The 25,948-nt window shown below is 64.8% G+C and carries 23 protein-coding genes and 2 riboswitches; of the genes, 12 read left to right on the top strand and 11 right to left on the bottom strand.

Annotated elements, in window-relative coordinates; translation table 11 throughout:
* Positions 1-7: 7 nt before the first annotated feature.
* Positions 8-132, bottom strand: a riboswitch (S-adenosyl-L-homocysteine riboswitch).
* A gap of 110 nt (positions 133-242) precedes the next feature.
* Positions 243-2,951: a phosphoenolpyruvate carboxylase gene (gene ppc, locus DT603_RS05395; RefSeq protein ID WP_162348844.1), complete on the top strand. Its 2,709-nt coding sequence runs from the start codon at positions 243-245 to the stop codon at positions 2,949-2,951.
* Between the two features lie 98 nt (positions 2,952-3,049).
* On the opposite strand, the gene DT603_RS05390 is transcribed toward ppc, so the two are convergent.
* The 4 genes from DT603_RS05390 to metK form a co-directional block, all read right to left on the bottom strand.
* Positions 3,050-3,880, bottom strand: coding sequence for an alpha/beta hydrolase (locus tag DT603_RS05390; RefSeq protein WP_162348843.1), 831 nt, complete (start codon positions 3,878-3,880; stop codon positions 3,050-3,052).
* Positions 3,881-3,982: 102 nt separating this feature from the next.
* Positions 3,983-5,857, bottom strand: coding sequence for an ATP-binding cassette domain-containing protein (locus DT603_RS05385; protein WP_162348842.1), 1,875 nt, complete (start codon positions 5,855-5,857; stop codon positions 3,983-3,985).
* A gap of 73 nt (positions 5,858-5,930) precedes the next feature.
* The gene (locus DT603_RS05380) at positions 5,931-7,472 is read right to left on the bottom strand and encodes an SDR family NAD(P)-dependent oxidoreductase (protein WP_162349115.1); all 1,542 of its coding nucleotides are present in this window, start codon (positions 7,470-7,472) and stop codon (positions 5,931-5,933) included.
* 146 nt (positions 7,473-7,618) lie between these two features.
* Positions 7,619-8,830, bottom strand: a complete 1,212-nt coding sequence (metK, locus tag DT603_RS05375) for a methionine adenosyltransferase (RefSeq protein ID WP_162348841.1) — start codon at positions 8,828-8,830, stop codon at positions 7,619-7,621.
* 200 nt (positions 8,831-9,030) lie between these two features.
* On the opposite strand from metK, the gene DT603_RS05370 reads away from it, so the two are divergent.
* Positions 9,031-10,098, top strand: a complete 1,068-nt coding sequence (locus DT603_RS05370) for a metal-dependent hydrolase (RefSeq protein WP_162348840.1) — start codon at positions 9,031-9,033, stop codon at positions 10,096-10,098.
* 40 nt (positions 10,099-10,138) lie between these two features.
* On the opposite strand, the gene DT603_RS05365 is transcribed toward DT603_RS05370, so the two are convergent.
* The 6 genes from DT603_RS05365 to DT603_RS05340 all read right to left on the bottom strand — a co-directional run bounded on the left by DT603_RS05365 (position 10,139) and on the right by DT603_RS05340 (position 15,357).
* Positions 10,139-10,441, bottom strand: coding sequence for a hypothetical protein (locus tag DT603_RS05365; protein WP_162348839.1), 303 nt, complete (start codon positions 10,439-10,441; stop codon positions 10,139-10,141).
* Between the two features lie 216 nt (positions 10,442-10,657).
* Entirely contained in the window at positions 10,658-11,671 is a 1,014-nt protein-coding gene (dusB, locus tag DT603_RS05360) for a tRNA dihydrouridine synthase DusB (RefSeq protein ID WP_162349114.1), read from the bottom strand.
* 1 nt (position 11,672) lies between these two features.
* Complete coding sequence (locus tag DT603_RS05355; protein WP_162348838.1) at positions 11,673-12,221, bottom strand: DUF1569 domain-containing protein; 549 nt, start codon at positions 12,219-12,221, stop codon at positions 11,673-11,675.
* Positions 12,222-12,407: 186 nt separating this feature from the next.
* Complete coding sequence (locus DT603_RS05350; RefSeq protein ID WP_162348837.1) at positions 12,408-13,382, bottom strand: PfkB family carbohydrate kinase; 975 nt, start codon at positions 13,380-13,382, stop codon at positions 12,408-12,410.
* On the bottom strand, positions 13,379-14,704 hold the full coding sequence (locus tag DT603_RS05345; protein WP_162348836.1) for a NupC/NupG family nucleoside CNT transporter: 1,326 nt from the start codon (positions 14,702-14,704) through the stop codon (positions 13,379-13,381). The genes DT603_RS05350 and DT603_RS05345 overlap by 4 nt, the downstream gene beginning before the upstream one ends.
* 83 nt (positions 14,705-14,787) lie before the next feature.
* Complete coding sequence (locus tag DT603_RS05340) at positions 14,788-15,357, bottom strand: TMEM165/GDT1 family protein (RefSeq protein WP_211368301.1); 570 nt, start codon at positions 15,355-15,357, stop codon at positions 14,788-14,790.
* A gap of 26 nt (positions 15,358-15,383) precedes the next feature.
* A riboswitch (yybP-ykoY riboswitch) is annotated at positions 15,384-15,558 on the bottom strand.
* Between the two features lie 74 nt (positions 15,559-15,632).
* Here DT603_RS05340 and DT603_RS05335 point away from each other — a divergent pair.
* The 9 genes from DT603_RS05335 to DT603_RS05295 all read left to right on the top strand — a co-directional run bounded on the left by DT603_RS05335 (position 15,633) and on the right by DT603_RS05295 (position 22,927).
* The gene (locus tag DT603_RS05335; RefSeq protein WP_162348835.1) at positions 15,633-16,607 is read left to right on the top strand and encodes an aldo/keto reductase; all 975 of its coding nucleotides are present in this window, start codon (positions 15,633-15,635) and stop codon (positions 16,605-16,607) included.
* A 67-nt stretch (positions 16,608-16,674) separates the two neighbouring features.
* Positions 16,675-16,875 (top strand): hemin uptake protein HemP, encoded by a 201-nt coding sequence (gene hemP / locus DT603_RS05330; RefSeq protein WP_162348834.1) that lies wholly within the window; start codon positions 16,675-16,677, stop codon positions 16,873-16,875.
* 142 nt (positions 16,876-17,017) lie between these two features.
* Positions 17,018-17,677 carry a Hemin transport protein gene (locus DT603_RS05325; protein ID WP_162348833.1) on the top strand — a complete coding sequence of 220 codons (660 nt, stop codon included), beginning with the start codon at positions 17,018-17,020 and terminating at the stop codon, positions 17,675-17,677.
* A gap of 186 nt (positions 17,678-17,863) precedes the next feature.
* Positions 17,864-18,817 carry an SPFH domain-containing protein gene (locus tag DT603_RS05320; protein ID WP_162348832.1) on the top strand — a complete coding sequence of 318 codons (954 nt, stop codon included), beginning with the start codon at positions 17,864-17,866 and terminating at the stop codon, positions 18,815-18,817.
* A gap of 20 nt (positions 18,818-18,837) precedes the next feature.
* On the top strand, positions 18,838-19,269 hold the full coding sequence (locus DT603_RS05315; RefSeq protein ID WP_162348831.1) for an NfeD family protein: 432 nt from the start codon (positions 18,838-18,840) through the stop codon (positions 19,267-19,269).
* A gap of 3 nt (positions 19,270-19,272) precedes the next feature.
* On the top strand, positions 19,273-19,782 hold the full coding sequence (locus DT603_RS05310; protein ID WP_162348830.1) for a hypothetical protein: 510 nt from the start codon (positions 19,273-19,275) through the stop codon (positions 19,780-19,782).
* 89 nt (positions 19,783-19,871) lie between these two features.
* On the top strand, positions 19,872-20,978 hold the full coding sequence (gene gcvT, locus DT603_RS05305) for a glycine cleavage system aminomethyltransferase GcvT (RefSeq protein WP_162348829.1): 1,107 nt from the start codon (positions 19,872-19,874) through the stop codon (positions 20,976-20,978).
* Between the two features lie 91 nt (positions 20,979-21,069).
* Entirely contained in the window at positions 21,070-21,465 is a 396-nt protein-coding gene (gene gcvH / locus DT603_RS05300; RefSeq protein ID WP_162348828.1) for a glycine cleavage system protein GcvH, read from the top strand.
* 1,006 nt (positions 21,466-22,471) lie between these two features.
* Complete coding sequence (locus tag DT603_RS05295; RefSeq protein ID WP_162348827.1) at positions 22,472-22,927, top strand: hypothetical protein; 456 nt, start codon at positions 22,472-22,474, stop codon at positions 22,925-22,927.
* Positions 22,928-23,511: 584 nt separating this feature from the next.
* Here the strand turns inward: DT603_RS05295 and DT603_RS05290 are convergent.
* Positions 23,512-24,897 (bottom strand): serine hydrolase domain-containing protein, encoded by a 1,386-nt coding sequence (locus DT603_RS05290; protein ID WP_162348826.1) that lies wholly within the window; start codon positions 24,895-24,897, stop codon positions 23,512-23,514.
* An 81-nt stretch (positions 24,898-24,978) separates the two neighbouring features.
* Here DT603_RS05290 and DT603_RS05285 point away from each other — a divergent pair, with 81 nt between their 5' ends.
* Positions 24,979-25,584 carry a LemA family protein gene (locus tag DT603_RS05285; RefSeq protein ID WP_162348825.1) on the top strand — a complete coding sequence of 202 codons (606 nt, stop codon included), beginning with the start codon at positions 24,979-24,981 and terminating at the stop codon, positions 25,582-25,584.
* Positions 25,585-25,948: the final 364 nt, after the last annotated feature.

Raw genomic sequence — 25,948 nt, 5'->3', positions numbered from 1 at the left:
CCGCATGATTGACCGGGCGCCGTTACAGGATCGTTCCGCCGAGCCTGGCCGGACTATGTCGAGTCCCGGCACGTGGTGCGGGCTCTTGCGGATGGATCCGCACATGTCTCGGTCGCAGCGCCCCTCGGCGAAGGCGGGGCATTATATCGCTTCTTCCGGATGGAAAGATGTTCAAGTTTCGTAAGCCTGGGTTAGGCTTGGTGCCGAGCCTTCCCATCGCCCGAAATCCAGGCCCCCAGTCCATGAACGACCCCCGCAGCCTCGAGTTCGCCCCGCCTGACGCGCCCCTGCGCGACGACGTACGCCGGCTAGGCGCCCTGGTCGGCGACATGCTGGCCGAGCAGGTTTCGCCCGGATTCCTGGCCGAGGTGGAGAAAGTCCGCACCACCGCCATTGCCCGCCGCCAGGGCACCGAGCCGCCGGCCTCGCTGGCCGGCCTGTTGGCGGGACTCGAACCCCATCATGCCGAAGCCCTGGTCCGGGCCTTCAGCGCCTATTTCCAGGTGGTCAACATTGCCGAGCGGGTGCACCGCATCCGCCGCCGGCGCGATTACCAGCGCGCCGGCGGCGCGCCGCAGCCCGACGGACTGCATGACGCGCTGATCAAGCTGAAGGCCCAGGGCGTGAGCCTGGGGGAGCTGGCCGAATGGCTGCCGCGCATCGACATAGAACCGGTATTCACCGCGCATCCAACTGAAGCCGTGCGTCGCGCATTGCTGGAGAAGGAACAGCTGATGGTCGCCAGCCTGGTCAACGACCTCGATGGCCAGCGCACGCCCGGTGAACGCCGCACCGATATCGCGCGTTTCCGCATGGCGCTGACTGCATCCTGGCAGACCGCCGATTCCTCGCCGGTGCGTCCGGGCGTGGAGGATGAACGCGAGCACGTCGGTTTCTACCTCACCAACGTGCTGTACCGGGTCATGCCGGTGCTCTACGAAACGCTGGAGACCGCGCTGGGCGAGACCTTTGGCAAGACCATTGAGGTGCCGCGCCTGCTGCGCTTTGGTACCTGGGTTGGCGGCGACATGGACGGCAACCCCAACGTCGACGGCGGCACCATCGCCGCGACCTTGCGCGCGCAGCGTCATTCGATCCTGCTGCTTTATACAAAGGAATTGCGCCAGCTCACCACGCTGCTCAGCCAGTCCAAGGACGTGGTCGGCGTGTCGCCCGCGGTCGAAGCGCAGGTCGCCCGCTACCGCACGCTGTTGCCGGAGGTTGCGGCGCGCTCCAAGCCGCGCCATGCCGACCAGCCCTACCGCCTGCTCAACGACCTGATGCGTGGGCGCCTGCATGCCACTCTCGAAGATGCGGAAGCGGGTTACGCGTCGCCCGAGGAGTTCGCCGCCGACGTCGCGCTGATCCTGCACAGCCTGGAACAGAACCGCGGCGTGCATGCCGGCTGGTTCGCGGTGCGCCGGCTGGCCTGGCGGGTGCGCAGTTTCGGTTTTCACCTGGCACGGCTGGACGTGCGCCAGGAATCCAGCGTGCATGCGCGGGCGGTAGCCGCGGCCCTGCAGGATGAGGCCTGGGAAAAACACGACCTGGTCGAACGTGCGCGCCTGCTGGGTCCCTATGCAGGTGGCGAAAAAGCGCTGCCGGGCAGCGACGATGAGACCGGCCTGCGCATGGATGCGGTATTCGCCGCACTGGCCGAGGCGCGCCAGCTGCACGGCACCGATGCGCTGGGCGCCTACATCATCAGCATGGCCCACGATCGCGCCGATGTGCTGGCCGTGCTGGCGCTGGCCCGCCGTGGCGGGCTGCTGGATGAAAACGGCAACGTACCACTCGATATCGCACCCCTGTTCGAAACCGTGGACGACCTGCAGCATGGCCCCGATACCTTGCGCGACCTGCTGGCCGATCCGGTCTATCGCGCCCACCTGCAGGCGCGCGACAACGTGCAGATGGTGATGCTGGGTTATTCGGACAGCGGCAAGGACGGCGGCATCGCCGCCTCGCGCTGGGGCCTGCAGCGCGGCCAGGTGGAACTGCTGCAGGCCGCCAAAGACCTCGGCATCCGCTTGACCTTCTTCCACGGGCGCGGCGGTTCCATCAGTCGCGGTGGCGGCAAGACCACGCGCGCGGTGGAAGCCTCGCCGCGCGGCAGCGTGGACGGCCGCCTGCGCGTCACCGAACAGGGCGAGGTCATCCATCGCAAATACGGGATCCGCGCGCTGGCGCTGCGCTCGCTGGAACAGGCGACCGGCGCGGTGCTGGTGTCCACGCTGCGGCCGCGTCCGCAGGAACCGCGGGAAGCGGGTTGGCGCGAGGTCATGGACACCGTGGCCGGGCAGAGCACGCTGGCCTATCGTGGATTCGTCGGCGCGCCGAAGTTCATGGACTATTTCCGCAATGCGACGCCGATCGACGTGATCGAACGCATGACCCTGGGCTCACGGCCGTCGCGTCGGCTTGGGGAAGATGCGGCATTGACCAACCTGCGCGCGATTCCCTGGGTATTCGCCTGGAGCCAGTCGCGCGCGGTCATTCCGGGCTGGTATGGCGTGGGCAGCGGCCTGCAGGCGGTGGTGGACGAGGGTGGCGAGGAGTCCCTTCGCGAGATGGCCCGTGACTGGCCGTTCTTCAAGACCTTTCTCGACGACATCTCGATGGTGCTGGCCAAGGGCGACCTGAGCATCGCCGAGATGTTCTCGCGCATGGCCGGGCCATTGCATGAACAGTTCTTCCCGCTGATCCAGCGCGAGCATGCGCTTACCCTGAAGTGGGTGTTGCGACTGAACGAGAACGAGTGGCTGCTGCAGAACGACCAGCGGCTGGCGCTGTCCATCCGCCTGCGCAATCCCTATGTGGACCCGATCAGCGTCCTGCAAGTGGATTTATTGAAGCGCTGGCGCGACAGCGGGCGCGAGGACGAGACCCTGCTGCGAGCGCTGGTGGCCAGCGTCAACGGCGTCTCGCAGGGCGTGCAGAACACCGGCTGAGGCGTGTGTGCAGGAGCTGGGCAAGCTGCGACCACGGCAAGCCGATGGTCACGCGCCCCGCCAGTTTCCATGGATTCCGGTCGCCGCTTGCGCAGCGCCTACAACCGGGCTGCGAGCCATTTCGACAGGTCGGCCACTACGCCGGTGCGCGCCGGGTCGGCCTCGTTGTAGATCTCGTGATAGAGGTCTGTGTAGTCGTGGCATTCGACGCTGGCTTTGGGGGCAGCGGCTGCGAAGGCGCGCGCGCCGGCCGGATCCACCAGGAGGTCGCTGCCGGCGATCTGCAGCAAGGTCGGCACGCTCCAGCCGGGCGCGGCCGCAATGACTTCCGGTCCGGCTTCGAAGATGTACTGGGCCACCCGCGCACTGACCCGGTTGTGGTTGTCGGGATCGTCCAGGTAGGCGCGTTCGATACCGGGCGCATGCGAAAGCTTGTCGGCGGGCAGGCCATTGGCGACGGTCAGGTCGGGCGCCAGGCGCAGCAGGACCTTGCTCAGCAGGCGGTCGAACTTGCCCGCATGGGATGCCAGTGCCGGTGAGGAAGCGATCAGGCCGCGCGGTCGCAGCCCAAGCCTGCCCACCGCATGCATGGCGACCAGGCCGCCCATGCTGTGGCCGAACAGGAAGGGCAGGTCGCTGCCCTCGGCCGCATAGGATTCGAACACCTCGAGCGCGTCGCGCGACAGGCAATCGGCATCCCTGCCGTTGACGCCGCGCGTGCCGCCGGATTTGCCGTGGCCGCGATGGTCGAAGGCGCGGACCGAAATCCCCTGCGCATTGAGGTCGCCCGCCAGTGCCGCATAGCGACCACTATGCTCGCCCAGGCCATGGACCAGCAGCATGCGCGCGCGTGGCTGCGCTACCGGCCAGTCATTGAGGTGCAGCGCAAGGCCGTCGCGGGTCTGGAACGTAGCCGGTGATGCCTGCATGTGGGTCCCTGGTTCCTGTAGGAGCGACGCAAGTCGCGAAGCTGGCGCGCATCAATGCTACCGGTTTCGCGACTCGCGTCGCTCCTGCATCAGCCTGCCGGGTCAGGCGTCGAGTTCGTTCCAGCGCTGGTAGGCCTGTTCCAGTTCGCCCTGCAGCTTGGCCGAGGCCTCGTTGAAAGCCAGGATCGTGGCGCTGTCCTGCTGGTAGAACTTCGGCTCGTTCATGGAGGCGGCACGCGTGGCGATTTCGGTTTCCAGCTGCTCGATGCGTGCCGGCAATAATTCCAGCTCGCGCGCATCCTTGTAGCTGAGTTTGCGTTTCGGCTCGGTGGCCACGACCGCGGTCTGCACCGGGCTGGGGGATGCTTTTACCGGCACCGACGATTCGGCATTGAACAGCGCATTCGGTCGTTGGCGCACCCAGTCGCTGTAGCCGCCCACGTAATCGGCCAGGCGGCCCTTGCCTTCCAGCACCAGGGTGCTGGTGACCACGTTGTCGATGAACTCGCGGTCATGGCTGACCAGCAGCAGCGTGCCCTTGTACTCACCCAGCAGTTCTTCCAGCAGCTCCAGCGTTTCCACGTCCAGGTCGTTGGTGGGTTCGTCCATCACCAGCAGGTTGGAAGGCTGGGCGAACAGCTTGGCCAGCAGCAGGCGGTTGCGCTCGCCACCCGACAGGCGGGTGATCGGCGCGCGCGCGCGCTCGGGCGAGAACAGGAAGTCCTGCAGGTAGCCGATGATGTGCTTCCGGGTGCCGTTGATCTCGATGAAATCGCGGCCCTCGGCCACGTTCTCCAGCGCATTCAGGCTGTCGTTGAGCTGGCTGCGGTGCTGGTCGAAATAGGCGACCTGCAGGCCGGTGCCCAGGGTGACTTCGCCGGCCTGCGGCTGCAGTTCGCCCAGCAGGATCTTCAGCAGCGTCGACTTGCCGGCGCCGTTGGGTCCGATGATGCCGACCCGGTCGCCGCGCAGGATCGTTGCCGACACGTTGTCCAGCAGCACGCGGCCGTCGTAGGCCTGGGTGATGCCTTCGATCTCGATGACCTTCTTGCCGGACTTCTGCGCGGCGGAAACGGCCATGTTGACGTTGCCGCTGAGGTCGCGGCGCTGCGAGCGCTCGCGGCGCAGCGCCTTCAGCGCGGTCACCCGGCCTTCGTTGCGGGTGCGGCGGGCCTTGATGCCCTGGCGGATCCAGATTTCTTCCTGGGCCAGCAGCTTGTCGAAGCGCGCGTTTTCCTGGGCCTCGGCGTGCAGGCGCTCCTCACGGCGGCGCAGGTAGTTTTCGTAGTCACCGGGCCAGCTGGTGACCTGGCCGCGGTCGATCTCGACGATGCGCGTGGCCAGCGCACGCAGGAAGCTGCGGTCGTGGGTGACGAAGACGATGCTGCCTTCGAACTGCTTCAGGAATCCTTCCAGCCAGGCGATCGCATCGATGTCCAGGTGGTTGGTGGGCTCGTCCAGCAACAGGATGTCGGGTTTGCGCACCAGCGCCTGGGCCAGCAGTACGCGGCGCTTCATGCCCCCGGAAAGTGCGGAGAAGTCGGCGTCTTCCGGCAGCTCCAGCTTGGTCAGTACCTGCTGCACGCGCAGGTCCAGGTCCCAGCCGTGCTGGGCCTCGATCTTCTCCTGGGCATCGCCCATGGCTTCCATGTCGCCGTCGTGCAGCGCGTGGTGGTACTGCGCCAGCAGATGGCCCAGGTCGCCCAGGCCCTCGGCGACCACGTCGAACACGGTGCCATTGGTGTCCTGCGGGACTTCTTGGGCCATGCGCGCAACCACCACGCCGTTCTGCAGGCGCACCTCGCCGTCATCGGGCAGGATCTCGCCGGCCAGCAGCCGCATCAGGGTGGATTTGCCCGCGCCATTGCGCCCCACGATGCAGACGCGCTCGTTGGGTTCCAGGGTGAGGTCGACGTGTTCCAGGAGGAGCGGACCGCCGATGCTGAAATCGACGCGCTGCAGTTGCATTAATGACATGGGCTTATTGTAACCGGCGTGTTGGGAGGGGCCGAGGTCGCTCGGCGTGAGGAATCGGAAGGCGGCGCTGCTGCTACCAGTCCGTCGGCCGGTAGTCCTTCAGGAACTGGCCCCATACATGGTCGCCGGTGTTGAGGCCGTGGATGATCGGGTCGACGATGCGCGCTGCGCCGTCGACGATATCCAGCGGCGGATGGAAGCGTTCTTCCAACGTCTTGCGTGCGGCCAGCTCGGCCGGATCCTCGTCGGTCACCCAGCCGGTGTCGACGCTGTTCATGTGGATGCCGTCGCCGTGGTAATCGGCCGCGGCGGTGCGGGTCATCATGTTCAGCGCGGCCTTGGCCATATTGGTATGCGGATGGCGGGTGGTCTTGAAGTTGCGGTAGAACTGGCCCTCGACCGCCGACACGTTGACGATGTGCTTGTCCCGGGTCATCTCTGTACCAGCGGGGGTCCGCATCATCAGCGGCTTCAGGCGCGCGTTGATGATGAAGGGGGCGATGGCGTTGACCAGCTGGGTCTCCAGCAGCTCCACCGAGGGCACTTCGGCCATCTGCAGGCGCCAGGAATTGCGCCCGCGCAGATCGACCTGCTGCAGGTCCTGGTCCAGGCGGCCTTCGGGGAACAGGTGCTTCTGGCCCAGCAGTTCCTCGGCCAGCAGCGGCACCTGCGAAAGTTCGGCGGCATGGGTCAGGCCGGCCTGCTTCAAACCGGCAAGCTCAGGCAAGCCCTGCTTTATCGCGACCTGCATCGCCGAGGCTTCGGGCAGCAGGTCGTGGCTGCGCAGGCCTTCGTAGCTGCCCAGCAGCTGGCGCACGTGGTCGGGCGTGTCGCGCAGCGCGGCGGTCTCGGCTTCCATCATGTGCGCGTAGAACTCGGGCGGGCGACGCACGGTCTGGCACGCGTTGTTGATGATGAAGTCCAGACGCGGATACTTGCCCGCCAGTTCACGGCAGAAGGCCTCAACGCTGGGGGTGTGGCGCAGGTCCAGGCCGAAGATCTCCAGGCGGTGCGCCCAGTCCGCGAAGTCGGGTTCGCCCGCGTAGCGCGCCGCCGAGTCGCGGGCGAAGCGCGTGGTCACGATCAGCTGCGCGCCGGCACGCAGCAGCTTCAGCCCGGCCTGGTAGCCGATCTTGACCCGGCCGCCGGTCAGCAGCGCGACCCGGCCCGACAGGTCCGCCAGTTCGGTGCGCTTGAAGAAATTGAACTCCGCGCAGGCCGGGCACATCTGGTCGTAGAAGTGGTGCAGCTGGGTGAACTTCTGCTTGCACACGTAGCAATGGCGTAGCTCGGGTGATTCCAGCGGCTCGGGCGCGTCCTCCACGCGGTCGCGGGCGACGAAGCCGGCGGGCGGGAAATAATTCGGGGTGGTGAACACCGGCGCGCGCCGCAGGGCACGGATGCCGGTCTGGTCGAGCAGGGCATCGGCGCGGCGCAGCTTTTCCTGGTGGCGTTCGCGCTCCAGTTCCTTGGACTTTTTCCGGCGCAGCTTGGGCTCGGGGTGGTAGATCGAAGCAATGGCCTGGTGCAGGCGCACGCGTTCGGCCTCGGGCCACTGGTCGAGCACGGTGCGGTCTGCCGCGATGGACTCAAGCAGTTCCAGCGTCGATGCCATGGGCGCGACGGCGCTGGAATTTTCTTCGGTGGGACTGTTCAAGGCGGGCGATCCGGTCTGAATTGGAAAAGCGCGTTACGGAAAACAGAACGGGCCGCTAGGCGGCCCGTCCGTGAAGCCTTCTCCAGCTAGGGAGAATTACCGCATTACTTCAAGCCCGAAGCCTGGCGCAGTTCGTCGGCCTTGTCGGTCTTCTCCCACGAGAACGCAGTGGCGGTGTGCTTCTTGCCGGCGCTGTCGGTGTAGGTGAATTCCTTGGCCTTGCGGCCGAAGTGGCCGTAAGCGGCGGTCTGCTGGTACATCGGGTGGATCAGGTCGAGCATCTGCAGGATGCCGTACGGGCGCAGGTCGAAATGCTTGCGAATGAGCTTCTCGATCTTCTCGTCGGAGATCTTGCCGGTGCCGAAGGTGGTGACCGAGATGGAGGTCGGGTGGGCCACGCCGATGGCGTAGGACACCTGCACTTCGCAACGGTCGGCCAGGCCGGCGGCGACCACGTTCTTGGCCACGTAGCGCGCCGCATAGGCCGCCGAGCGGTCGACCTTGGACGGATCCTTGCCCGAGAACGCGCCGCCGCCATGACGGGCCCAGCCGCCATAGGTATCGACGATGATCTTGCGCCCGGTCAGGCCGCAGTCGCCCACGGGTCCGCCGATCACGAACTTGCCGGTCGGGTTGATGTGGAACTGGGTGCCCTTGTGCAGCCACTTGGCCGGCAGCACCGGCATCAGGATCTCTTCGCGCACGGCCTCGACCAGGTCCTTCTGCTTGATATCCGGGTCGTGCTGGGTGGAGAGCACCACGGCATCGATGGCGACGGCCTTGCCGTCCTCGTAGCGCAGGGTGACCTGCGACTTGGCGTCCGGGCGCAGCCAGGAAAGCGGGGAGTTCTTCTTCTTGCGGATCTTGGCCTGCTGTTCGACCAAGCGGTGCGACAGGTGGATCGCGGCCGGCATGTAGCTGTCGGTTTCATTGGTGGCATAGCCGAACATCAGGCCCTGGTCGCCCGCGCCCTGTTCTTCCGGCTTCTTGCGGTCCACGCCCTGGTTGATGTCGGGCGACTGCTTGCCGATCAGGTTCAGCACGCCGCAGGTGGCGCCGTCGAAACCGACTTCGCTGCTGTCATAGCCGATGTCCAGGATCACCTTGCGGGTCAGCGCTTCCAGGTCGATCCAGGCGCTGGTGGTGATTTCGCCCGCGACGATCGCCACGCCGGTCTTGACCATGGTCTCGCAGGCCACGCGCGCGCGCTTGTCCTGGGCGAGGATGGCGTCGAGCACGGCATCGGAGATCTGGTCGGCGACCTTGTCCGGATGGCCTTCGGAGACCGATTCGGAGGTGAAGAGGAAGTTCGACATCGCGGCTTATATCCTTTGATCGGGATGAAAAGATGGGCGCGCATGATACACGGCGCGGGGCGGGCGTGCATTGTGCCGCGTTCAGGGTGCGGGCGACGTTAATCAGCGGGGGCTGAGGCGAACACACCGGCAACGCATTGCCGCGAAGCGCAACCGGGACCCCGGCAGGCCTTCCCGGAGCGGCTGCTAGCATCGACGGCATGGATTCCCTTTCCCAGATTGTCCTCGGCGCCGCCCTGGCAGGCGCCATCGCCCCCGCTGCCCATCGTCGAGCCGCCCTGCTGGCCGGCGCCGCACTGGGCACGCTGCCCGACCTGGATTCATTGCCGATCATGCTGTTCACCGACAACCCGGTGTCACTGATGACGATGCATCGCAGCCTCAGCCATTCGCTGTTCGTGCTGCCGCTGGTGGCGTGGCTGGTCTGGTGGGGTTTCCGGCGCCGTGGCAAGCGTGTGGCAGAAGCGCCCGTGCGCTGGTTCTGGGCCATCCTACTGGCACTGGTCACCCATCCCCTGCTGGATGCCTTCACCGTCTACGGCACGCAGTTGCTGTGGCCGCTGCGCACGCCGCCGGTGATGTGGTCGAGCGTGTTCATCATCGATCCGCTGTATACGGTCTGGCTGCTGGTGGCCTGCGTGCTGGCCTGGTTCGCCCAGCAGCGGGCACTGGCGCAACGCGCCCTGGTGGCGGGCTTGCTGCTCAGTACTTCATACCTGGGCTGGTCACTGGCGGCCAAGGCGGTCGTGGATGCGCGCGCCACGCAGGATCTGGCCGCGCTTGGATTGCGCGATGCACCGCGTTTCTCGGTGCCCATGCCATTCAACACGCTGCTGTGGCGGGTGGTGGCGATGACACCGGATGGTTACGTGATCGGTGACCGTTCACTGGCCGCAGACCAGGGTCCCATCTCGTTCACGGGCTACAAGTCGAATGTGCAGGCCTTGTCCGGCGCCCGGAATATCGAGGCCGTGCAGCAGCTGCGCTGGTTCAACCGCGGCTTCATGCGGGCACAGATAACCGATGGGAAACTCGTGCTTAGCGATTTGCGCATGGGCCTGGAGCCGGACTACAGCTTCAACTTCGTTGTTGCCGAACGTGCAGGCCATGGGGAGTGGCAGGCCATTCCGCCTGCCCAGCCACAGAGCGGCTATCGCGCGCCGGTAGCCCATGGGGAATTGAAGAAAGCGCTCAGGACACTCTGGCTACGCATCTGGCGGAGCCCATCCGACGACAGGCTCCCGCTGGCCGAGGCGAACCGGTCCTGATGTCCGGCTTCCCATATCCCAGGCGGGACCAGGACGTGGATCACGGCCTCGCCGGTTCCACGCTCGCGATGGGGCGCGTTTCATCCCGGGCCTTGCGTTGCAGCACGATGGCCTCGCCGTTCATCAGTCTCTGGTAGTTGTCTTCGCCTACCACCTGCTTGAATTGGCGAAGCTTGCGGTTGTAGTCGATGCGGTACTCCGCATACGGCGTACGCGCGCCGAGAATCATGCGTATGTTGCGTTCGCTAAGTCCGGTTTCCCGGGCAAGTTCTGCGGTCGAGGCCGCACTGGCAATCGGCGCTGCCACGAGCAGTCCGACGAAAAGCAGGGTCTTGGTGAACATGATGTCCTCCGATGAAGCATGTTTGCTTCGGTAGCTGCATGTATCGCAGGCCGGAATGGGGGTTGCCGGCGATTGAGAGAATGCGCCCGTGGTCCGGCGCAATCGAGTGCCAAAAAGCACCATGACCAACGTCGCATCCAAGCCGGCAATGTGGGCATAGCGGCGGGTGCGTCGATGCAAACCGCGCCTGGTTCAACTTATTTCAAGTGCAACCATTCAAGTCGTTGCCGCCTCATGCGCCGCCGGCGCACCAAGCGGAATACCGGCAATGAGCGCATCGAAATAATCTGAGGTGAGCCGCACCTGCGCGTCGGCCGTTTCCGCGCGATTCACCACCGCGCGGAACGCCGCGTTTTCGGGCCGGTCTTTCGCGTACCAGCCCAGGTGCTTTCGCGCGATGCGTACGCCCTGGTGCTCACCGTAGAAATCGTGCAAGGCGTGCAAGTGGCCTAGCAGGATTTCACGTACTTCCTCCAGGCCGGGCGCAGGCAACAGCTCTCCGGTGGACAAGTAGTGGGCGATCTCGCGGAAAATCCAGGGGCGGCCCTGGGCCGCGCGGCCTATAAGCAGTGCATCGGCGCCGGTCGCCTGCAATACGTAGGCGGCTTTCTGTGGCGAGTCGATGTCGCCATTGGCCATCACCGGAATACGTAGCGCGGACTTGATCCGGGCAATGCTCCCGTATTCGGCGGCGCCGGTATATTGCTGGTCGCGGGTGCGGCCATGGACGGCCAGCGCGGCGATGCCGGAATCTTCTGCGATGCGCGCAATCTGAAGGCCGTTGCGATTGTCCGCATTCCAGCCCGTGCGGATCTTCAGGGTCACCGGCACGTCCACGGCCTGCACGACCGCCTCCAGGATCCGCGCAACCAGGGCTTCATCGCGCATCAGCGCCGAGCCGGCCCAGGCATTGCACACCTTCTTGGCCGGGCAGCCCATGTTGATGTCGATGATCTGTGCCCCCTGGGCCACGTTGTGACGTGCCGCATCGGCAAGCTGGGCCGGTTCGGTGCCCGCGATCTGCACGCTGATCGGGGCGGGCTCGCCCATGTGGTCCATTCGGTGCAATGACTTCTGCGTGTGCCAGAGCTTCGGATTGCTGATGGTCATTTCCGACACCGCCAGGCCCGCGCCGAGCCGCTTGCACAACTGGCGGAACGGCTTGTCGGTGATGCCGGCCATCGGCGCCAGCACCAGGCGCGGCGCGATGGCATACGCGCCGATGCGCAGCTCAGCCGAGGTCGATGCGCTGGGCATGGTTGGCCAGGTGCAACAGGTGCGCTCGCGCGTACTGCGCCTTGTCCAGTTCGCCGTAGGCGAAATGCGGACGCAGCGTTGACGCATTCGCCTCGAAAGCATCGAAGGCAGCCAGCCGCCGCGTTGCTGCGGCGCCCAGGTCAGTGGCAATCAGAGTCGGCGCGCCGGGGATGGCGTCGGTCAAGCCGTGCTGCATGGAGCCGCGGCGGTTGAATGCGGCGAAGGCGAGCCTGCCGGCAGTGTCCTGGAACAGCGGCGACCGGGGTAGCGGGAAGCCGTCCATTGAGAATTCGACACTCTGCGCGCAGTGCTCAAGCACCTGGGCCAGCGACCAATCGGTCAGCGAACGTGCAGCGGCATTTTCCTGCAAGCCCGACAGCCAACCGCGCGCCTGCGCGAACGAGTCGAAGCCAGGAATGGGCGCTTGTGCGCCGTTGATCCACGACGCACCGCCGGCACCGCCTGCCACGGCCAGCGTGGCGGCGCTCCAGGCGCTGATCTTCAGGAAGTGGCGGCGCTGCATGGGCGGCATTCTATCGGCTGCATCGCGCGCCCGCCGGCCGCCGTGGGTTTCGATGCCGCCACTTGCCCGGCGGGGGCAAGGTGTGGCGTTGGCCGTGGTCAGGGCCAGGATCGGCTTCGGACGGCTGTGGCGTTCGACGAGAGCACAGGCACACTCCAGCGACCAGGCGGTTGCAAGGCGCTCGTTCTAGGCGATTGCATCACCAAAGCGAGCCAGCACATCGGCGTGGCGCGGCATGGACAGTGCCGCCCCTGCGTGCTCTGTCGACAACGCCGCATAGCGGTTGGCGAAGCGCACGTGCTCGATAAACGGCATTGCCACTTGGCTGGCCAGCGATGCGGCGAGCGCGCCGTTGAACGCGTCGCCGGCGCCGGTGGTGTCGATGGCCTCGGCCGCTTCGGCGGCGACGCGGTAATAAGGCTTGGCATCGTCACGCAATGAATTGTCGGCGTGGGAGACATACACGCCTCCCGAACCCAGGGTCACCACCACGGTGCCATGGGCCAGCAACTCGCGACACAGGGCATGCAGGCTGGCGCCGTCGGTGATGCCAACGTCATCAGCCTCGATCTTCTCGCCGATGTGGCGGCCGACCAGGTTGGCGAATTCGGTCTCGTTGGGGGTGAGGATGTCAGCGAGTGCCAGCAGCTCGGTGCTGGTGGGCGCATTGGCGGGGGCCGGGTTGAGCAAGGTGATGACACGGGCGTCGCGGGCCGCCTTCAGCGTGGCGAGCATGCTTTCGATCGGCGATTCCAGCTGCACCAGCACCGCGCCGGCGGCGGCGAGGAGTTCGCCCTGCAAGGCGATGAAATCCGGAGTCAGTGATGCATTGGCGCCCGCACCGATGACAATGGTGTTGCGTCCGCGCGTGTCGACGTAGATGCCGGCGGTGCCGGTGGGCAGGCCCGAAACCAGGTCGCGCAGGTCGATGCCGTCGGCAGCCGCCAGCGAGCGTGCCAGCACGCCGCCCAGGTCGTCGCCCAATGCGCAAATAAAAGCGGTGCCTGCACCCGCACGCGCGGCAGCGATGGCCTGGTTGAAGCCCTTGCCGCCCGGTCCGCTGGCATAGCTGCCTGCGATGGTGGCTCCCGGGGCCGGCAACGCCTCGCATTGCCAGACATGGTCGACGTTGAACGAACCCGCGACTACGACCCGGCTCACATGCCTGCCTGCAAGGCGGCGCCTGGATCGAACGAGGTCAGGACGCCGGCGATGGTCGCGGTCATCAGCGTGGCGATGGTGCCGCCCAGCACCGCACGCAGGCCGAATCGCGCCAGGTCGGAGCGACGTTCCGGCGCCAGGCCCCCGATGCCACCGATCTGGATGGCGATGGAACTGAAATTGGCAAATCCACACAGGGCATAAGTGGCGATGAGCCGGCCCTGGTCGGACAGCACGGTGCCCGGAACCTTGCCGTTGACGATCTCGGCGAGCTGCAGATAGGCGACGAACTCATTGAGCACGATCTTCTGCCCGATCAGCGAACCCACCGTGGTCGCGTCCTGCCACGGCACGCCGATCACCCAGGCGATCGGCGCCAGCACGTAGCCGAAGATCGTGGCCAGGTCGGTCGGCTTGCCCAGCATTGCCTGCAGGCCGGTGACTTCGCCCACCCAGGTCAGCGGCCAGTTGACCAGCGCTATCAACGCGATGAAGGCCAGCAGCATGGCGCCGATGTTCAGCGCGAGTCGCAGGCCGTCGCCGGCACCGGCGGCGGCCGCATCAATGACGTTGCTCGAAGTCTTCTCCACTTCCATCTTCACCGTGCCGCGGGTGAGCGGGGTTCCGGTTTCCGGGATCAGCAGCTTGGCCACCACCAGGGTGGCCGGCGCCGCCATGATGGAAGCGGCGAGCAGGTGCTTGGCGTAGAACGCCTGCTGCGCCGGATCGCCGCCGCCCAGCATGCCCACGTAGGCAGCCAGCACGCCGCCGGCGATGTGGGCCATGCCGCCGATCATCATCGTCAGCAGTTCCGACTCGGTCATCTTCGGAATGTAGGGACGCACCGTCAGCGGTGCCTCGGTCTGGCCGATGAACACGCTGGCGCAGACGCTGGTCGTTTCCGCGCCGGACACGCGCATGACCTTGGTGATCGCCCAGGTCATGGCGCGCACCACGGCCTGCATTACATTCAGGTGGTACAGCACGCCCATCAATGCTGCGAAGAAGATGATGGTGGGCAACACCTGGAAGGCGAAGATGAAGCCGTAGGTCTTGACGTCCATCATGCTGCCGAAGATGAAGCTGGAGCCGGCATTGACGAAACTCAGGATCTTGACGAAAACCTGGCCCAGCCAGTCGAACACTTCACGTCCTCCCGGCACCAGCAGCACCAGTGCGGCAAAACCTATCTGCAGGACCACGCCGGTGGCGACCAGCTTCCAGTCAACGGCCTTCTTGTTGTTGGAAAACAGGAAGACGATGCCAATCAGCACCGCCAGCCCGAACAACCCGAATCCGATTCGCCCCAAACCTTCCAGCATGTGCAGCCCCTGTCGCGCGGTTCTCAGAATCGAAGCAGACTAGAGCAGGGCAGGGGTCGCGGCAAGGCAAATAAAGCCTTGACTCAGCCGATTCCGTACATCGCAACCCATGCGGCCAGCGCCAGGAACACCACCGCCGCCACGGTGCGGGCCAGTTTCAGCGGCAGGCGGTCGGCGAAGCGGTGTCCCAGCCAGACCACCGGCAGGTTGGCGATCAGCATGCCCAGGGTGGTGCCGGTGATGACCTGCCACAGCGGGGTGTACTTGGCGGCCAGCAGCACCGTGGCTACCTGGGTCTTGTCGCCTATTTCGGCCAGGAAGAATGCAATGGTCGTGGCGATGAACGCGCCATGCGCCGGAAGTTTCTCGTTTTCATCCAGGGTGTCCGGCTTCAGGGTCCACAGCGCTACGGCGAGGAAGCTGCCGGCGACCACCCAGCGCAGGACTTCAGGTGAGAGCCATTCCGAGATCTCCGCTCCGAACCAGGCCGAGATGGCGTGATTGACCAGCGTTGCCGTCAGGATGCCCCAGGCAATAGGCCAGGGTTTGCGGAAGCGGGCGGCCAGCAACAAGGCGAGCAACTGGGTCTTGTCGCCGATTTCGGCGAGCGCAACGGTGCCGGTGGAAACCAGCAGGGCATGCAGGGAAATCATCTTCAACTCCGGAGCCGGGCATTCGCAAAGGACGCGAAGGCAAACGCCACGCAGCCCGGCCCGGGTGATGCGCAACGCCTGCCTGCGGTCTTGCCTGACGAAAGCCTGGGCTTCGGTCCTGCGCACCATGGCGTGCTCGCCAAGTATGTTGATGCGCAGATCCCGCGCTGGGCGGGTGGGCTACTCCCCGGAGGTGGGGTGCGGGAATTGTACAGGCCGCGTGCCGGGCATGGGTAAACTCCTCCCATTACGGCAGCATCGCGGGAGCGAAACCCATGCAATATCGACGCCTAGGCTCCTCGGGCCTACAACTTTCCGCACTCTCGTTCGGTGCCTGGGTCACTTTCGGCGGCCAGATCGGCCGCGATGAGGCACGCAACCTGATCGCCGCTGCCTATGACAACGGCATCAACTTCTTCGACAACGCCGAGGTGTACGCAAAAGGGGAGGCCGAGAAGGTCATGGGCGACGTGATCGCAGACCTTCGCCTGCCGCGTGACGGGTACTGCGTGTCCAGCAAGGTTTTTTTTGGCGCGGTGGACAATCCCGGCCCCACCCAGCGCGGGCTTTCCCGCAAGCACGTCGCCGAGGCCTGCCACGCCGCGCTTCGGCGTCTGCGCGTGGACCATCTTGATCTGTACTTCTGCCATCGACCCGACCTGGATACGCCAATAGAGGAAACGGTGGGCGCGATGGATGCCTTGATCCGCCAGGGCAAGGTGCTTTATTGGGGCACCTCCGAATGGTCTGCAACGCAGATCCGGGAAGCGGCGCGCATCGCCCGTGCGCATCACTTGCATGGGCCCAGCATGGAGCAGACGCAATACAACCTGCTGCATCGCCAGCGCGTCGAGCTGGAATACGCGCCGCTGTATTCCGAGCTGGGCCTGGGCACCACCATCTGGTCGCCGCTGGCCTCCGGCCTGCTGACTGGCAAGTACAACGACGGCGTGGCAGCGGAATCGCGACTGGGGCACAAGGACAATGCTTGGCTGCAACGGATGGTGATCGGCGATGAAGCGAGCCGGAGGCTGGATCGCGCACGCCGTTTTACCGCCCTGGCAGTGGAGCTTGGCGAGAAGCCTTCGCAGCTGGCCATTGCCTGGTGCCTGCGCAATCCGCACGTTTCCACGGTGATGCTGGGCGCCAGCCATACTTCGCAACTGCTGGAGAACCTGGGTGCGCTGGAGTTGGTTGATCGTCATGACGAGGCGGTATGGAACCGCCTGGAAGCGATCACCGCGGAATAGAAGGCCGGACTATTGACCGATTAATGAGAATGGTTATCATCTGAGACTCACTCGAGGAGCTATCCAGATGAGCGCCCAGTCAATGGTCAGATCAGGTCCCGAAACGCCGGCCATCCAACCGCGTACCGCCACCCAGCCGGTTCTCATGGAAAAAGCCGTGAGCAGCGAAGAGCTGCTCAATGGGCGGCGCGAAATCCTGATCAGCCACGGAGATCGGGTATATCGCCTGCGCCATACCAGCAACGACAAGCTGATCCTCACCAAATAGCAGCGCCGACGCCCACAGCGGCGGATGGTGTTGCATAGCCGCATGACCATGTTTTTCCCGAGCGCCAGCCGCACGTCGCCAGCTCAACGGGTTTTTTCCCTCGATCAGGCCCGTCGGACCGATGAACCCTCATGACCAGTCGTTGAAAACGCGAACGCAGCTCGCCACCGCGCAGGCTGACGCCAGCGGGCGCTTCGGGACCGGACCAGCGTATTCAGATGTTCCGCGCAACGCGAGCAGCGAACTTCCCCGCGTGCAGCAACTTGCTGCACTGGGGACGGTACTCTGCCTGTACCACCCGCGGCAGGGCAGCGAACTTTCCGGATGGGTGCAGGCGGTGCGCGCTGAATCCCGGGCAGGAATGGACAGCGAAGACTTGCGCGAAAGCGTTGCCTTCTTCGATTCGGAAAGCCGCTGTTGCTGGCGACTTTACCTGTTGCCGGACAGCGACTTCCTCGCGTGGGACCACCTCCTCGAATCGCTGCCTGGCAGCGATGACATGGGCACGGCGCGCAGCGTTGACGAACGCCTTTGGCGACGCCTGACCTTACGTCTGCTTGGCGGACAATGTCACGCCTGCATTCTCAGGCTGCATGCGCTGCCTTCACCGATGATGGCGCCAGTGCTGGCCGCCAGCCTCGCTACGCTGTCGCCGTTTGGCATTGCCACAGCCAGGCGCATCGCCCAGGCAGAGGGCGCCGAGGAAAACTTCCTGCGCGACAATTGCCGGGCGCCGCCTTCGCCTGCTTTTCCCGGTGGCGCTGGCCAATACCGATGGCAGGGGAACGCGTCGCGGCGCTGACGCCTTGCGAATCAAAGGATCAGTAAAACGCCAACCATGTTGGCGACCCGCCATTGATGCCTGTGTACTGGGAAGGCGCGTGACGGGCCGACCATACGAGCGGCCGTGCCTGCGCGGCAAGCGAGGCCTGGTGCGCGCGGGGCTTGTTCTATACTCCCGATCTAATCAGGGCAAGGGGAGAATTACATGTTCGAAACAGGTTTTCTGGCCATCGTACTGCTGGTCGCGGGCGTCATCGTGCTGTTCAAGACGGTGCGCATGGTGCCGCAGGGCTTCGAGTGGACGGTCGAACGTTTCGGCAAGTACACCAGCACCATGTCGCCCGGCCTGCATTTCCTGGTGCCCATCATGTACGGCGTCGGCCGCAAGGTGAACATGATGGAGCAAGTGTTCGAAGTGCCCTCCCAGGACGTGATCACCAAGGACAACGCGGTGGTGCGCGTCGACGGCGTGGTCTTCTTCCAGGTGCTTGACGCGGCCAAGGCCGCCTATGAAGTCTCCAACCTGGACCAGGCGATGATCGCCCTGGTGCAGACCAACATCCGCACCGTGATCGGCTCGATGGACCTGGATGAATCGTTGAGCCAGCGCGAGACCATCAACGCCAAGCTGCTGGGCGTGGTCGACCACGCCACCAGCCCGTGGGGAGTCAAGGTCAACCGCATCGAGATCAAGGACATCCAGCCGCCGCAGAACCTGATCCAGTCCATGCAGCAGCAGAAGATGGCCGAGCAGAACAAGCGCGCCGCCATCCTGGAAGCGGAAGGCGTGCGCCAGTCCGAGATCCTGCGCGCCGAGGGCGAGAAGCAGGGCGCCATCCTGCAGGCCGAGGGCAAGCGCGAAGCCGCCTATCGCGAAGCCGAAGCACGCGAGCGCCTGGCCGAGGCCGAGGCCAAGGCAACCCGCATGGTCAGCGACGCGATCGCCCAGGGTGACGTGCAGGCCATCAACTACTTCGTGGCCCAGAAATACGTCGAGGCCTTCCGTGAGCTGGCCACCGCGCCCAATGCGAAGTTCGTGATGATGCCAATGGAAACCAGCGGCATCATCGGCTCCATTGCCGGCATCGCCGAGCTTGCGAAGGAGTCGCTGGAAAAGCAGCAGGCCAAGATCGCAAGCAAGCCGCCCGCGTTGCGCTGAGCCGGCACAAGGAGAACGCCATGCGTTGGGATGTGGTTTCGTGGGCAGCCGTCGCGCTGCTGTTGTTTGCCGCCGAGGCCATGGCGCCCGGCGCTTTCATGCTGTGGATGGGGTTCGCCGCGGTGGTGGTTTTCGTTGCGGTGTTGCTGGTGCCCGGGATACCGCTGCTTGCCCAGGTCGCTGCGTTCATCCTGCTCAGCTTCGTTTCGATCCAGATCTACCGCCGCTGGTTCCGCAGGAGCGAACCGCAGAGTGATCGCCCCCACCTCAACCAGCGCGCCAACACGCTGGTCGGACATGTGGCCAAGCTGGACCAGGCGATCCTCAATGGACGCGGGCGCGTTCAGATCGCCGATGCGTTCTGGGAGGTGGAAGGCCCCGAGCTGCCTGCCGGCACTCCCGTCCGCGTGGTCGCGGTCAATGGCATGACCTTGAAGGTGCAGGAAGCCTGAGCCGTGCCGTGCCTGGCCGCCCTGATGGCGTTGGCGATGCTGCCCGCGGCCGCGGCGGCAGTCGAGCTCGTTGCCAAGACCGTGCCTCCTTATCCGGCAGGCTTGCGAGACGTCGGCGGTGCCTGCCTCAGCGATTCGACCGATCCGGCGCACGTCTGCGATTTCTCCATCGGCCTGTTGGCCGATGCCGCTGCCGATCCCGGACGGGAGCCGGTATTGCGGTATGTCACGGCGGCTCGACTGGCGGGTCACGACGGACTGCTGGCGCAATGGCACATCACCGATGCGCAGCCCTATCCCACGACCGGCAAGGAGTATTCCTGGCAGGCAGGCAGTTGCCGGGTGGACAGGGTCGACGATGCCAAGGTGATTGCGGTGGTGCGACAGGGTGCTGACGAGCCCTACCTGGCCGATGTCGCCTGGGCCCGCCGCCTGGATCTGAAGACCGGGAAGTTCTTGTTCCTCGACCCGGCGCGCGTCGACTGCATCAACGAAGGGTTTGGCGAACTCTAGTCCTGGCGGCGATACGTGCCGCCGGTAGGGCCGACACATCCACTTCCTTCCTATCTGGGATAATGGCGGTCTTTCCACGAGGCACCGCCATGACCCGGAAGACCATCCTCAACGACACCCATCGCGCGCTCGGCGCCAAGATGGTCGACTTCGGCGGCTGGGACATGCCGATCCACTATGGCTCGCAGCTCGACGAGCATCACCTGGTGCGTCGCGACGCCGGCATGTTCGACGTCAGCCACATGACCGTGGTCGACCTGCGCGGGGCCCGCACGCGAGATTTCCTCCGCCACCTCGTCGCCAACTCGGTAGACAAGCTGAAGAAGCCCGGCAAGGCCTTGTACACGGCCATGCTGGACGAGCAGGGCGGCGTCATCGACGACCTGATCATCTATTTCATGGGCGAGGAATTTTTCCGCCTGGTGGTCAATGCGGCTACCCGCGACAAGGACCTGGCCTGGATCCAGAAGCAGGCCCAGGCATTTGATGTCCAGGTGAGCGAGCGGCCCGAGTTCGCCATGATCGCCGTGCAGGGTCCGACCGCGCGCGCGCGGGTGATCGGCCTGCTTCGGGAATCCGATCGCAGCGCGGCCGACAGGCTGTCCCGCTTCGCTGCAGTGGAGGCGCAGAGTGCCGACGGCGTGCCGCTGTTCCTGGCGCGCACCGGCTACACCGGCGAGGACGGCTACGAAATCGTGCTGCCGCAGGAGCACGCCGTGCCTTTCTGGAATGCGCTGCTGGCCGCCGGGGTCAAGCCCGCGGGACTCGGCGCACGCGACACGCTGCGCCTGGAAGCGGGCATGAACCTCTACGGCCAGGACATGGACGAATCTACTTCGCCCTACGAAGCCGCACTGGCCTGGACAGTAGCGCTGGACGAGGGACGGGATTTCATCGGCCGCGAAGTGATCCAATCGCAGGCGGCTGCCGGCGCGCCGCGCCAGTTGATCGGCCTGGTGATGGACGAGAAGGGCGTGCTGCGGCATGGCCAGAAAGTGCTGACCGACGGCGGCGAGGGCGAGATCCTGTCCGGCACGTTCTCGCCCACGCTGGGCAAGGCGATCGCATTCGCCCGCGTGCCTTCCGGTGATCCGGGCCAGGTTCGCGTCGACATCCGTGGTCGCGAGGTGCCGGTGCGGGTGGTGAAATTTCCGTTCGTCCGGGAAGGCCAGGCGCAACCCGGCGTGCTGGAGTGAAGGCGTGCTGGTCTTGACCGCCACGCAACGGAATCCTTCGCTAAACTAACGCCACACCGCAACCCTCAACCCGATCCACCGGAGCAGCAACATGAGCGAGATCCCAGGCGACCTCAAATTCCTCAAGTCCCACGAGTGGGCACGCGTTGAAGGCAGCGGACGCGTCACCGTCGGCATCTCCGACCATGCACAGGGCCTGCTGGGCGACCTGGTCTACGTCGAGCTCCCGAACGTTGGCGATCGCGTCGAGGCCGGCAACGCCGCCGCGGTGGTCGAGTCGGTGAAGGCCGCGTCCGACGTCTACAGCCCGCTTACCGGGACGGTGGTGGAAGTGAACTCGGACCTGGCCGACAAGCCGGAGACCATCAACGAGGACGCCTATGGCGAGGGCTGGATTTACGTCATGGAAATCGAAGAGCCCGATCAGCTCAACGACCTGCTGGCACCCGATGACTACGCCGAGCTGCTGGAAGAGGATGACAACTGAGCAGGCGTTCGTTCCTTGAACTCCCCGTTCCGGCCGCCCAGTGCGGCCGGAATGCTTTTTGCCGCGGGGAAAGCCGGAACAGGCCATCGCCATCGCCATCGCCTGGTCGTGCGCTATTTGCAAATGTTCCGGGACCGCCTGCGTATCGCGTCTGCTGACTGCGCAGGCATTCCGGTAGCGCGTCGCTGATCACCTTCCTGCCGGACTGGCAGCGCCGTTGCCGAGTGCCGATGGCAGTAGACGGTCCCGTTCGCGCGCCCGTTCGGTTGCGTCGCCGACTTCGAATGCTGGCTCGCAAGGTCAAAAAAGTTTGCGCAAATCCGCGCATTTGGACTTCTGCGACTCCCATTCGCGCCGGCCGTTGCAGTCACTGAAGTGCATCCATTTATTTGTCAGCAGGTGCGATGGCGATGGCGTCACGTCTTGCGTCATGCGTCGCTGTTGTTCGGTTCGAAAATAACGCGCGATAAAAAAACCGCATTAATTGCGGTGTTTTTCAATCGGCCCGGATCGTGGCGCGCGCATGTGCGCACCATGATCGACCGCGCGCGACCAGGTCGCAGGCCGGATATCAGGGATGACGGCGGGGAAGGCCCGAAAAATATTTTTGCAAAAGTGTTGACACATTCAAAAAGCGTGATTAGGTTTCGCCCCAGCAGACATTTCCTGCGGAAGCAAGTGAGCCGAGTCATCGCGACAACAAGCAAAACAAAACGGCCCTCCACCCGCGCCCTCGACACGACGGACGCAGGCTTCGCTTCCTCCAAGAAAACGCAAACCCTATTCAGACACCACACCCGCGCCGTTCGCGACGCGGGTGTTTTTTTATCCGCGCCCGATGGCGCGAACAGGCCGCAGCCGCTCCCGGCATGGCCTGGAAAATCCGGTCCGACGCGCCTGGCGCGACGGCGGCTGCCTGCGGGTCCGACTCCCGCGACGTTCCATTGCAACTGGGCTTTGTAAACGGATTCACCAATCCATAGTTAACTGACGAGGAGCCAATCACATGGCCATGAAGAAAGCCGCCAAGAAGAAACCCGCCAAGAAAGCCGCCAAGAAAACGGCCGCCAAGAAGACGGTGAAGAAGACAGTAAAGAAGGCCGCCAAGAAAGTTGCCAAGAAGGTAGCCGGGGCCAAGAAGGCAGTTAAGAAGGCCGCCAAGAAAGTAGCCAAGAAAGTAGCCAAGAAGCCAGCCAAGAAGGCTGCTAAAAAGGCGACCAAGAAGGCTGCCAAGAAAGTAGCCAAGAAGCCAGCCAAGAAGGCTGCTAAAAAGGCGACCAAGAAAGCTGCCAAGAAAGTAGCCAAGAAGCCAGCCAAAAAGGCTGCAAAAAAGGCTGCCAAGAAAGTAGCCAAGAAGCCGGCCAAGAAGGCCGCCGCTAAAAAAGCCGCCAAGAAGCCCGCCAAGAAGGCGAAGAAAAGGGCTCCGGTAGCGCTGCCGCCTACCCCGGCTCCGCTGATCTAATAAGAAAAAAAGTAATCCCGATTACCTGTAATGCATAGAACTCTCTCCCCGGTGCCCAGCGGGGAGGGAGTTTTTTTATGGCTGGACGGAAAGCCAGCCAGCCTGATCGACATGGCCATTAGCCTGGACTGAGGGCGCATCGTGCCGGGGTCGTCGGCAGTGGCTTGATGCAGGCAATGAGGTCTGCAGTATTGCCGCCCATGCGATGTGCGGCGGGTCGCAAGCGGCGGCATGTCGGCGAAGGCACGGACGCTGGAACATGGCGAGCTCCCGTGGCCGATCGCGGCTCAGGCATCAGGAGGACGCAATGGTGCAGCGGCTGGCTCAAGCGGCGCGCGCATAACGCGGGTCAGGCTTCCGTTGGCGTCGCCGGCAAGAGGCGCGAAGCCAGGTTCATCAATGCACTGGGCGTGGTGCACACCTCACGCCGACGCAAGTGGTCGCCATCGTCGGCTCGATGACGGGTCCGGCCTGTGCGACAGGAATGGCCTGCAGGAATCTCCCGAATGCCCGCCCGAGACTGAAGGCGCGGGGCATATCCCGCGCGGTCGTGGCTGCGATCCGGCGCACCGGATTGCGCCACCCTACTTCGGGGAAGCCGCTGCCTTGCCCGATGAAGCGCCGCTGTCGTTGGCGGGCGCTTCGGAAGAGTCGGCCATCATCAAGTCGTTGCCTATCGTGGAGTCCAGCCAGCGCTGTGCAGGCAGGCCCATGGCGCGGTCAAGGATGGTCGGCAGCAGGCCGGACGGCAGGCTGCTTTCGCTGTTCCACAGGATCGCCACGCCCAGGTCGCGTCCCGGTACCAGTGCGACCAGGCCGCGATAGCCCTGCACCGCACCTGCGTGGAAGACGACCTGTTGCCCGGCATAGTCGAATACCCGCCAGCCCAGGGCGTAGCCGGCCGAGGACACGCGTTCGCGACGCCAGCCTGCGCGCATTTCGCCGGGGGTGTTGACGAGCGGCGCATGCAGCGTCGCCAGCAGTGGCGCAGGCAATACGTCGGTGCGGTGGCCGGTCTGGGCGATCAGCCATTGCGCCATGTCGCTTGCGCTGGCGTTGACGCCGGCCGCCGGCGGCAGGCGGTAGTAATTGGGCTTGGGCATTATCGATACCCAGCCGCCGCGGCCGCGCACGTGCGGGCGCGCCCAGCGCTGGCTGCTTTCAATGCCGGTCAGGCCAACGCTGGCGTCATTCATGCCCAACGGCTTGAAGATCCTGCGGTCGACGGCCTGGTCGTAGAAGCTGCCGGTGGCCGCGAACACGACGTCGCCGATCAGGCTGAAGGCCACGTTCTGGTACGCATAGCACTGGCCCGGCACGCAATCCAGCGGCGCCTTGGCCAGCTTGCGCGACACGCTGTAGTAATCGGCGTTGGCTTCTATGTCGCGGTCATAGGCATTGTGGTCGTGCAGACCGACCCGATGGCTGAGCAGGTCGGCAACGGTCACCTGCTGGGTGGCGACCGGGTCGCTGAGCTCGAAGCTGGGTACGTAGTCGCGGACCTTGCTGTCCCAGCGCAACGAGCCGTCGTTGACCAGCAGGCCGGCCATGGTGCCCGCGAATGCCTTCGACAACGAAGCCAGGCGGAACACGGTGTGCGCGTCAATCAGTTGCGGGGCATTGACGTCGGTCACGCCGTAACCGCGTGCGCTGAGCACGCGGCCGTTCTGGACGATGGCCATGGCCAGGCCGGGAACGCGTTCGCCAGCGGTCAGCGATGTGGCCAGGTTCTCGAACGCGGCGACATCGAAACCCTGCGCGGGTGGCAGCACGTTCTGCTGGGTGAGGTTGGTGCGGTAGGCCTGCGGCTGCGTGGGTGACTGGCGCGACGGAACGGCCGTGGCATGCGCGCTGGCATGTTCCCAGCGCAGTGGTGTCTGCGCGGTGCTTGCAAGCGTGAGCGGCAGCAGCACGCCAAGCAATCCGAAGCGGAGGGATCTTGCCGGGCGCCAGTCGCCGTTAACTTTCATCGTGGAGTGCGCCTGCGTAAGCTGTAACGGTTCCGGATGATAGCGCCGGTTTTTTGTAAAGCACAAACGGGGAGAGGTTCAATGTTCAGTTTGTTGACTTTGTTGGCAATTGTTGTCGTGCTGGCGCTGGTGGCAGGCTTCTGGGGCATTGGTATCTACAACGGCCTGGTGACCGCCCGCAACGCCTTCAGGAACGCGTTTGCGCAGATCGACGTTCAGCTTCAGCGCCGCTTCGACCTGATCCCGAACCTGGTGGAAACCGCCAAGGGCTACCTGAGCCATGAACGCGAAACCCTGGAAACGGTGATCGCGGCGCGTTCGGCGGCGCAGTCCGGACTGGCGGCGGCCAAGGCCAACCCGGGAGATCCGGCGGCTATGGCGCAACTGGGAGCGGCGCAGGGCCAGCTGAACGCGGGGCTGGGGCGCTTGCTGGCCGTGGCCGAGGCCTATCCCGAACTCAAGGCCAACCAGAACATGATGCAGCTGACCGAAGAGCTGACCACCACAGAGAACAAGGTGGCCTTTGCGCGGCAGGCCTACAACGACTCGGTCATGGCCTACAACAACAGGCGCGAAGTGTTCCCGTCCAGCGTGCTGGCGGGAATGTTCAATTTCGCCGCGGCCGCGTTGCTGGATATTCCGGCGGACAAGGCGGAAGTGCGGGAAGCGCCGAAGGTGCAGTTCTGATCCAGCAACCACTCCCCTGTTCGATGGAGTGATCCTTCCCTTGCTTGCAGGGAGCGAAGCCGCGACAAGCGGCTGGGGTGCCGAAGGCGGATGGGGTGCTCTTTGCGCAATCTTTCCGATCAAAGTGAAAGCGTTGACCCGCTTTGCTGTTCAAAACCGCGCTGCGCGAGTCGCTATTCTTTGAAAGGCAAATAAAAGCAGCCGCTACGTAGCGCAAGCGAGCGAACGGAGAGGCCGGCCCGAAGGGCGTAGGGCGCCAAGTCATGTGCGCCTCCCTGCGGGGTTTGTCCCCGCCTGCATGCCGCATCTCGCCAGGCTGGGTCAAAGGCGGGACGGAACGCAAAAGGAAAAAAGCAAACCCTGC

Source organism: Pseudoxanthomonas gei (assembly GCF_010119615.1).
In the GTDB taxonomy this organism is placed as follows: Bacteria; Pseudomonadota; Gammaproteobacteria; order Xanthomonadales; family Xanthomonadaceae; genus Pseudoxanthomonas_A; species Pseudoxanthomonas_A gei.
This window is presented reverse-complemented; position numbering and strand designations above follow the sequence as displayed.

Bases quoted from the DNA above. Each gene is read 5' to 3' on its own strand.
- ppc (WP_162348844.1), top strand. From the start codon at position 243: ATGAACGACCCCCGCAGCCTCGAGTTCGCCCCGCCTGACGCGCCCCTG.
- DT603_RS05390 (WP_162348843.1), bottom strand. From the start codon at position 3,880: ATGCAGGCATCACCGGCTACGTTCCAGACCCGCGACGGCCTTGCGCTG.
- DT603_RS05385 (WP_162348842.1), bottom strand. From the start codon at position 5,857: ATGTCATTAATGCAACTGCAGCGCGTCGATTTCAGCATCGGCGGTCCG.
- DT603_RS05380 (WP_162349115.1), bottom strand. From the start codon at position 7,472: ATGGCATCGACGCTGGAACTGCTTGAGTCCATCGCGGCAGACCGCACC.
- metK (WP_162348841.1), bottom strand. From the start codon at position 8,830: ATGTCGAACTTCCTCTTCACCTCCGAATCGGTCTCCGAAGGCCATCCG.
- DT603_RS05370 (WP_162348840.1), top strand. From the start codon at position 9,031: ATGGATTCCCTTTCCCAGATTGTCCTCGGCGCCGCCCTGGCAGGCGCC.
- DT603_RS05365 (WP_162348839.1), bottom strand. From the start codon at position 10,441: ATGTTCACCAAGACCCTGCTTTTCGTCGGACTGCTCGTGGCAGCGCCG.
- DT603_RS05355 (WP_162348838.1), bottom strand. From the start codon at position 12,221: ATGCAGCGCCGCCACTTCCTGAAGATCAGCGCCTGGAGCGCCGCCACG.
- DT603_RS05345 (WP_162348836.1), bottom strand. From the start codon at position 14,704: ATGCTGGAAGGTTTGGGGCGAATCGGATTCGGGTTGTTCGGGCTGGCG.
- DT603_RS05340 (WP_211368301.1), bottom strand. From the start codon at position 15,357: ATGATTTCCCTGCATGCCCTGCTGGTTTCCACCGGCACCGTTGCGCTC.
- DT603_RS05335 (WP_162348835.1), top strand. From the start codon at position 15,633: ATGCAATATCGACGCCTAGGCTCCTCGGGCCTACAACTTTCCGCACTC.
- hemP (WP_162348834.1), top strand. From the start codon at position 16,675: ATGAGCGCCCAGTCAATGGTCAGATCAGGTCCCGAAACGCCGGCCATC.
- DT603_RS05320 (WP_162348832.1), top strand. From the start codon at position 17,864: ATGTTCGAAACAGGTTTTCTGGCCATCGTACTGCTGGTCGCGGGCGTC.
- DT603_RS05315 (WP_162348831.1), top strand. From the start codon at position 18,838: ATGCGTTGGGATGTGGTTTCGTGGGCAGCCGTCGCGCTGCTGTTGTTT.
- gcvT (WP_162348829.1), top strand. From the start codon at position 19,872: ATGACCCGGAAGACCATCCTCAACGACACCCATCGCGCGCTCGGCGCC.
- gcvH (WP_162348828.1), top strand. From the start codon at position 21,070: ATGAGCGAGATCCCAGGCGACCTCAAATTCCTCAAGTCCCACGAGTGG.
- DT603_RS05295 (WP_162348827.1), top strand. From the start codon at position 22,472: ATGGCCATGAAGAAAGCCGCCAAGAAGAAACCCGCCAAGAAAGCCGCC.
- DT603_RS05290 (WP_162348826.1), bottom strand. From the start codon at position 24,897: ATGAAAGTTAACGGCGACTGGCGCCCGGCAAGATCCCTCCGCTTCGGA.
- DT603_RS05285 (WP_162348825.1), top strand. From the start codon at position 24,979: ATGTTCAGTTTGTTGACTTTGTTGGCAATTGTTGTCGTGCTGGCGCTG.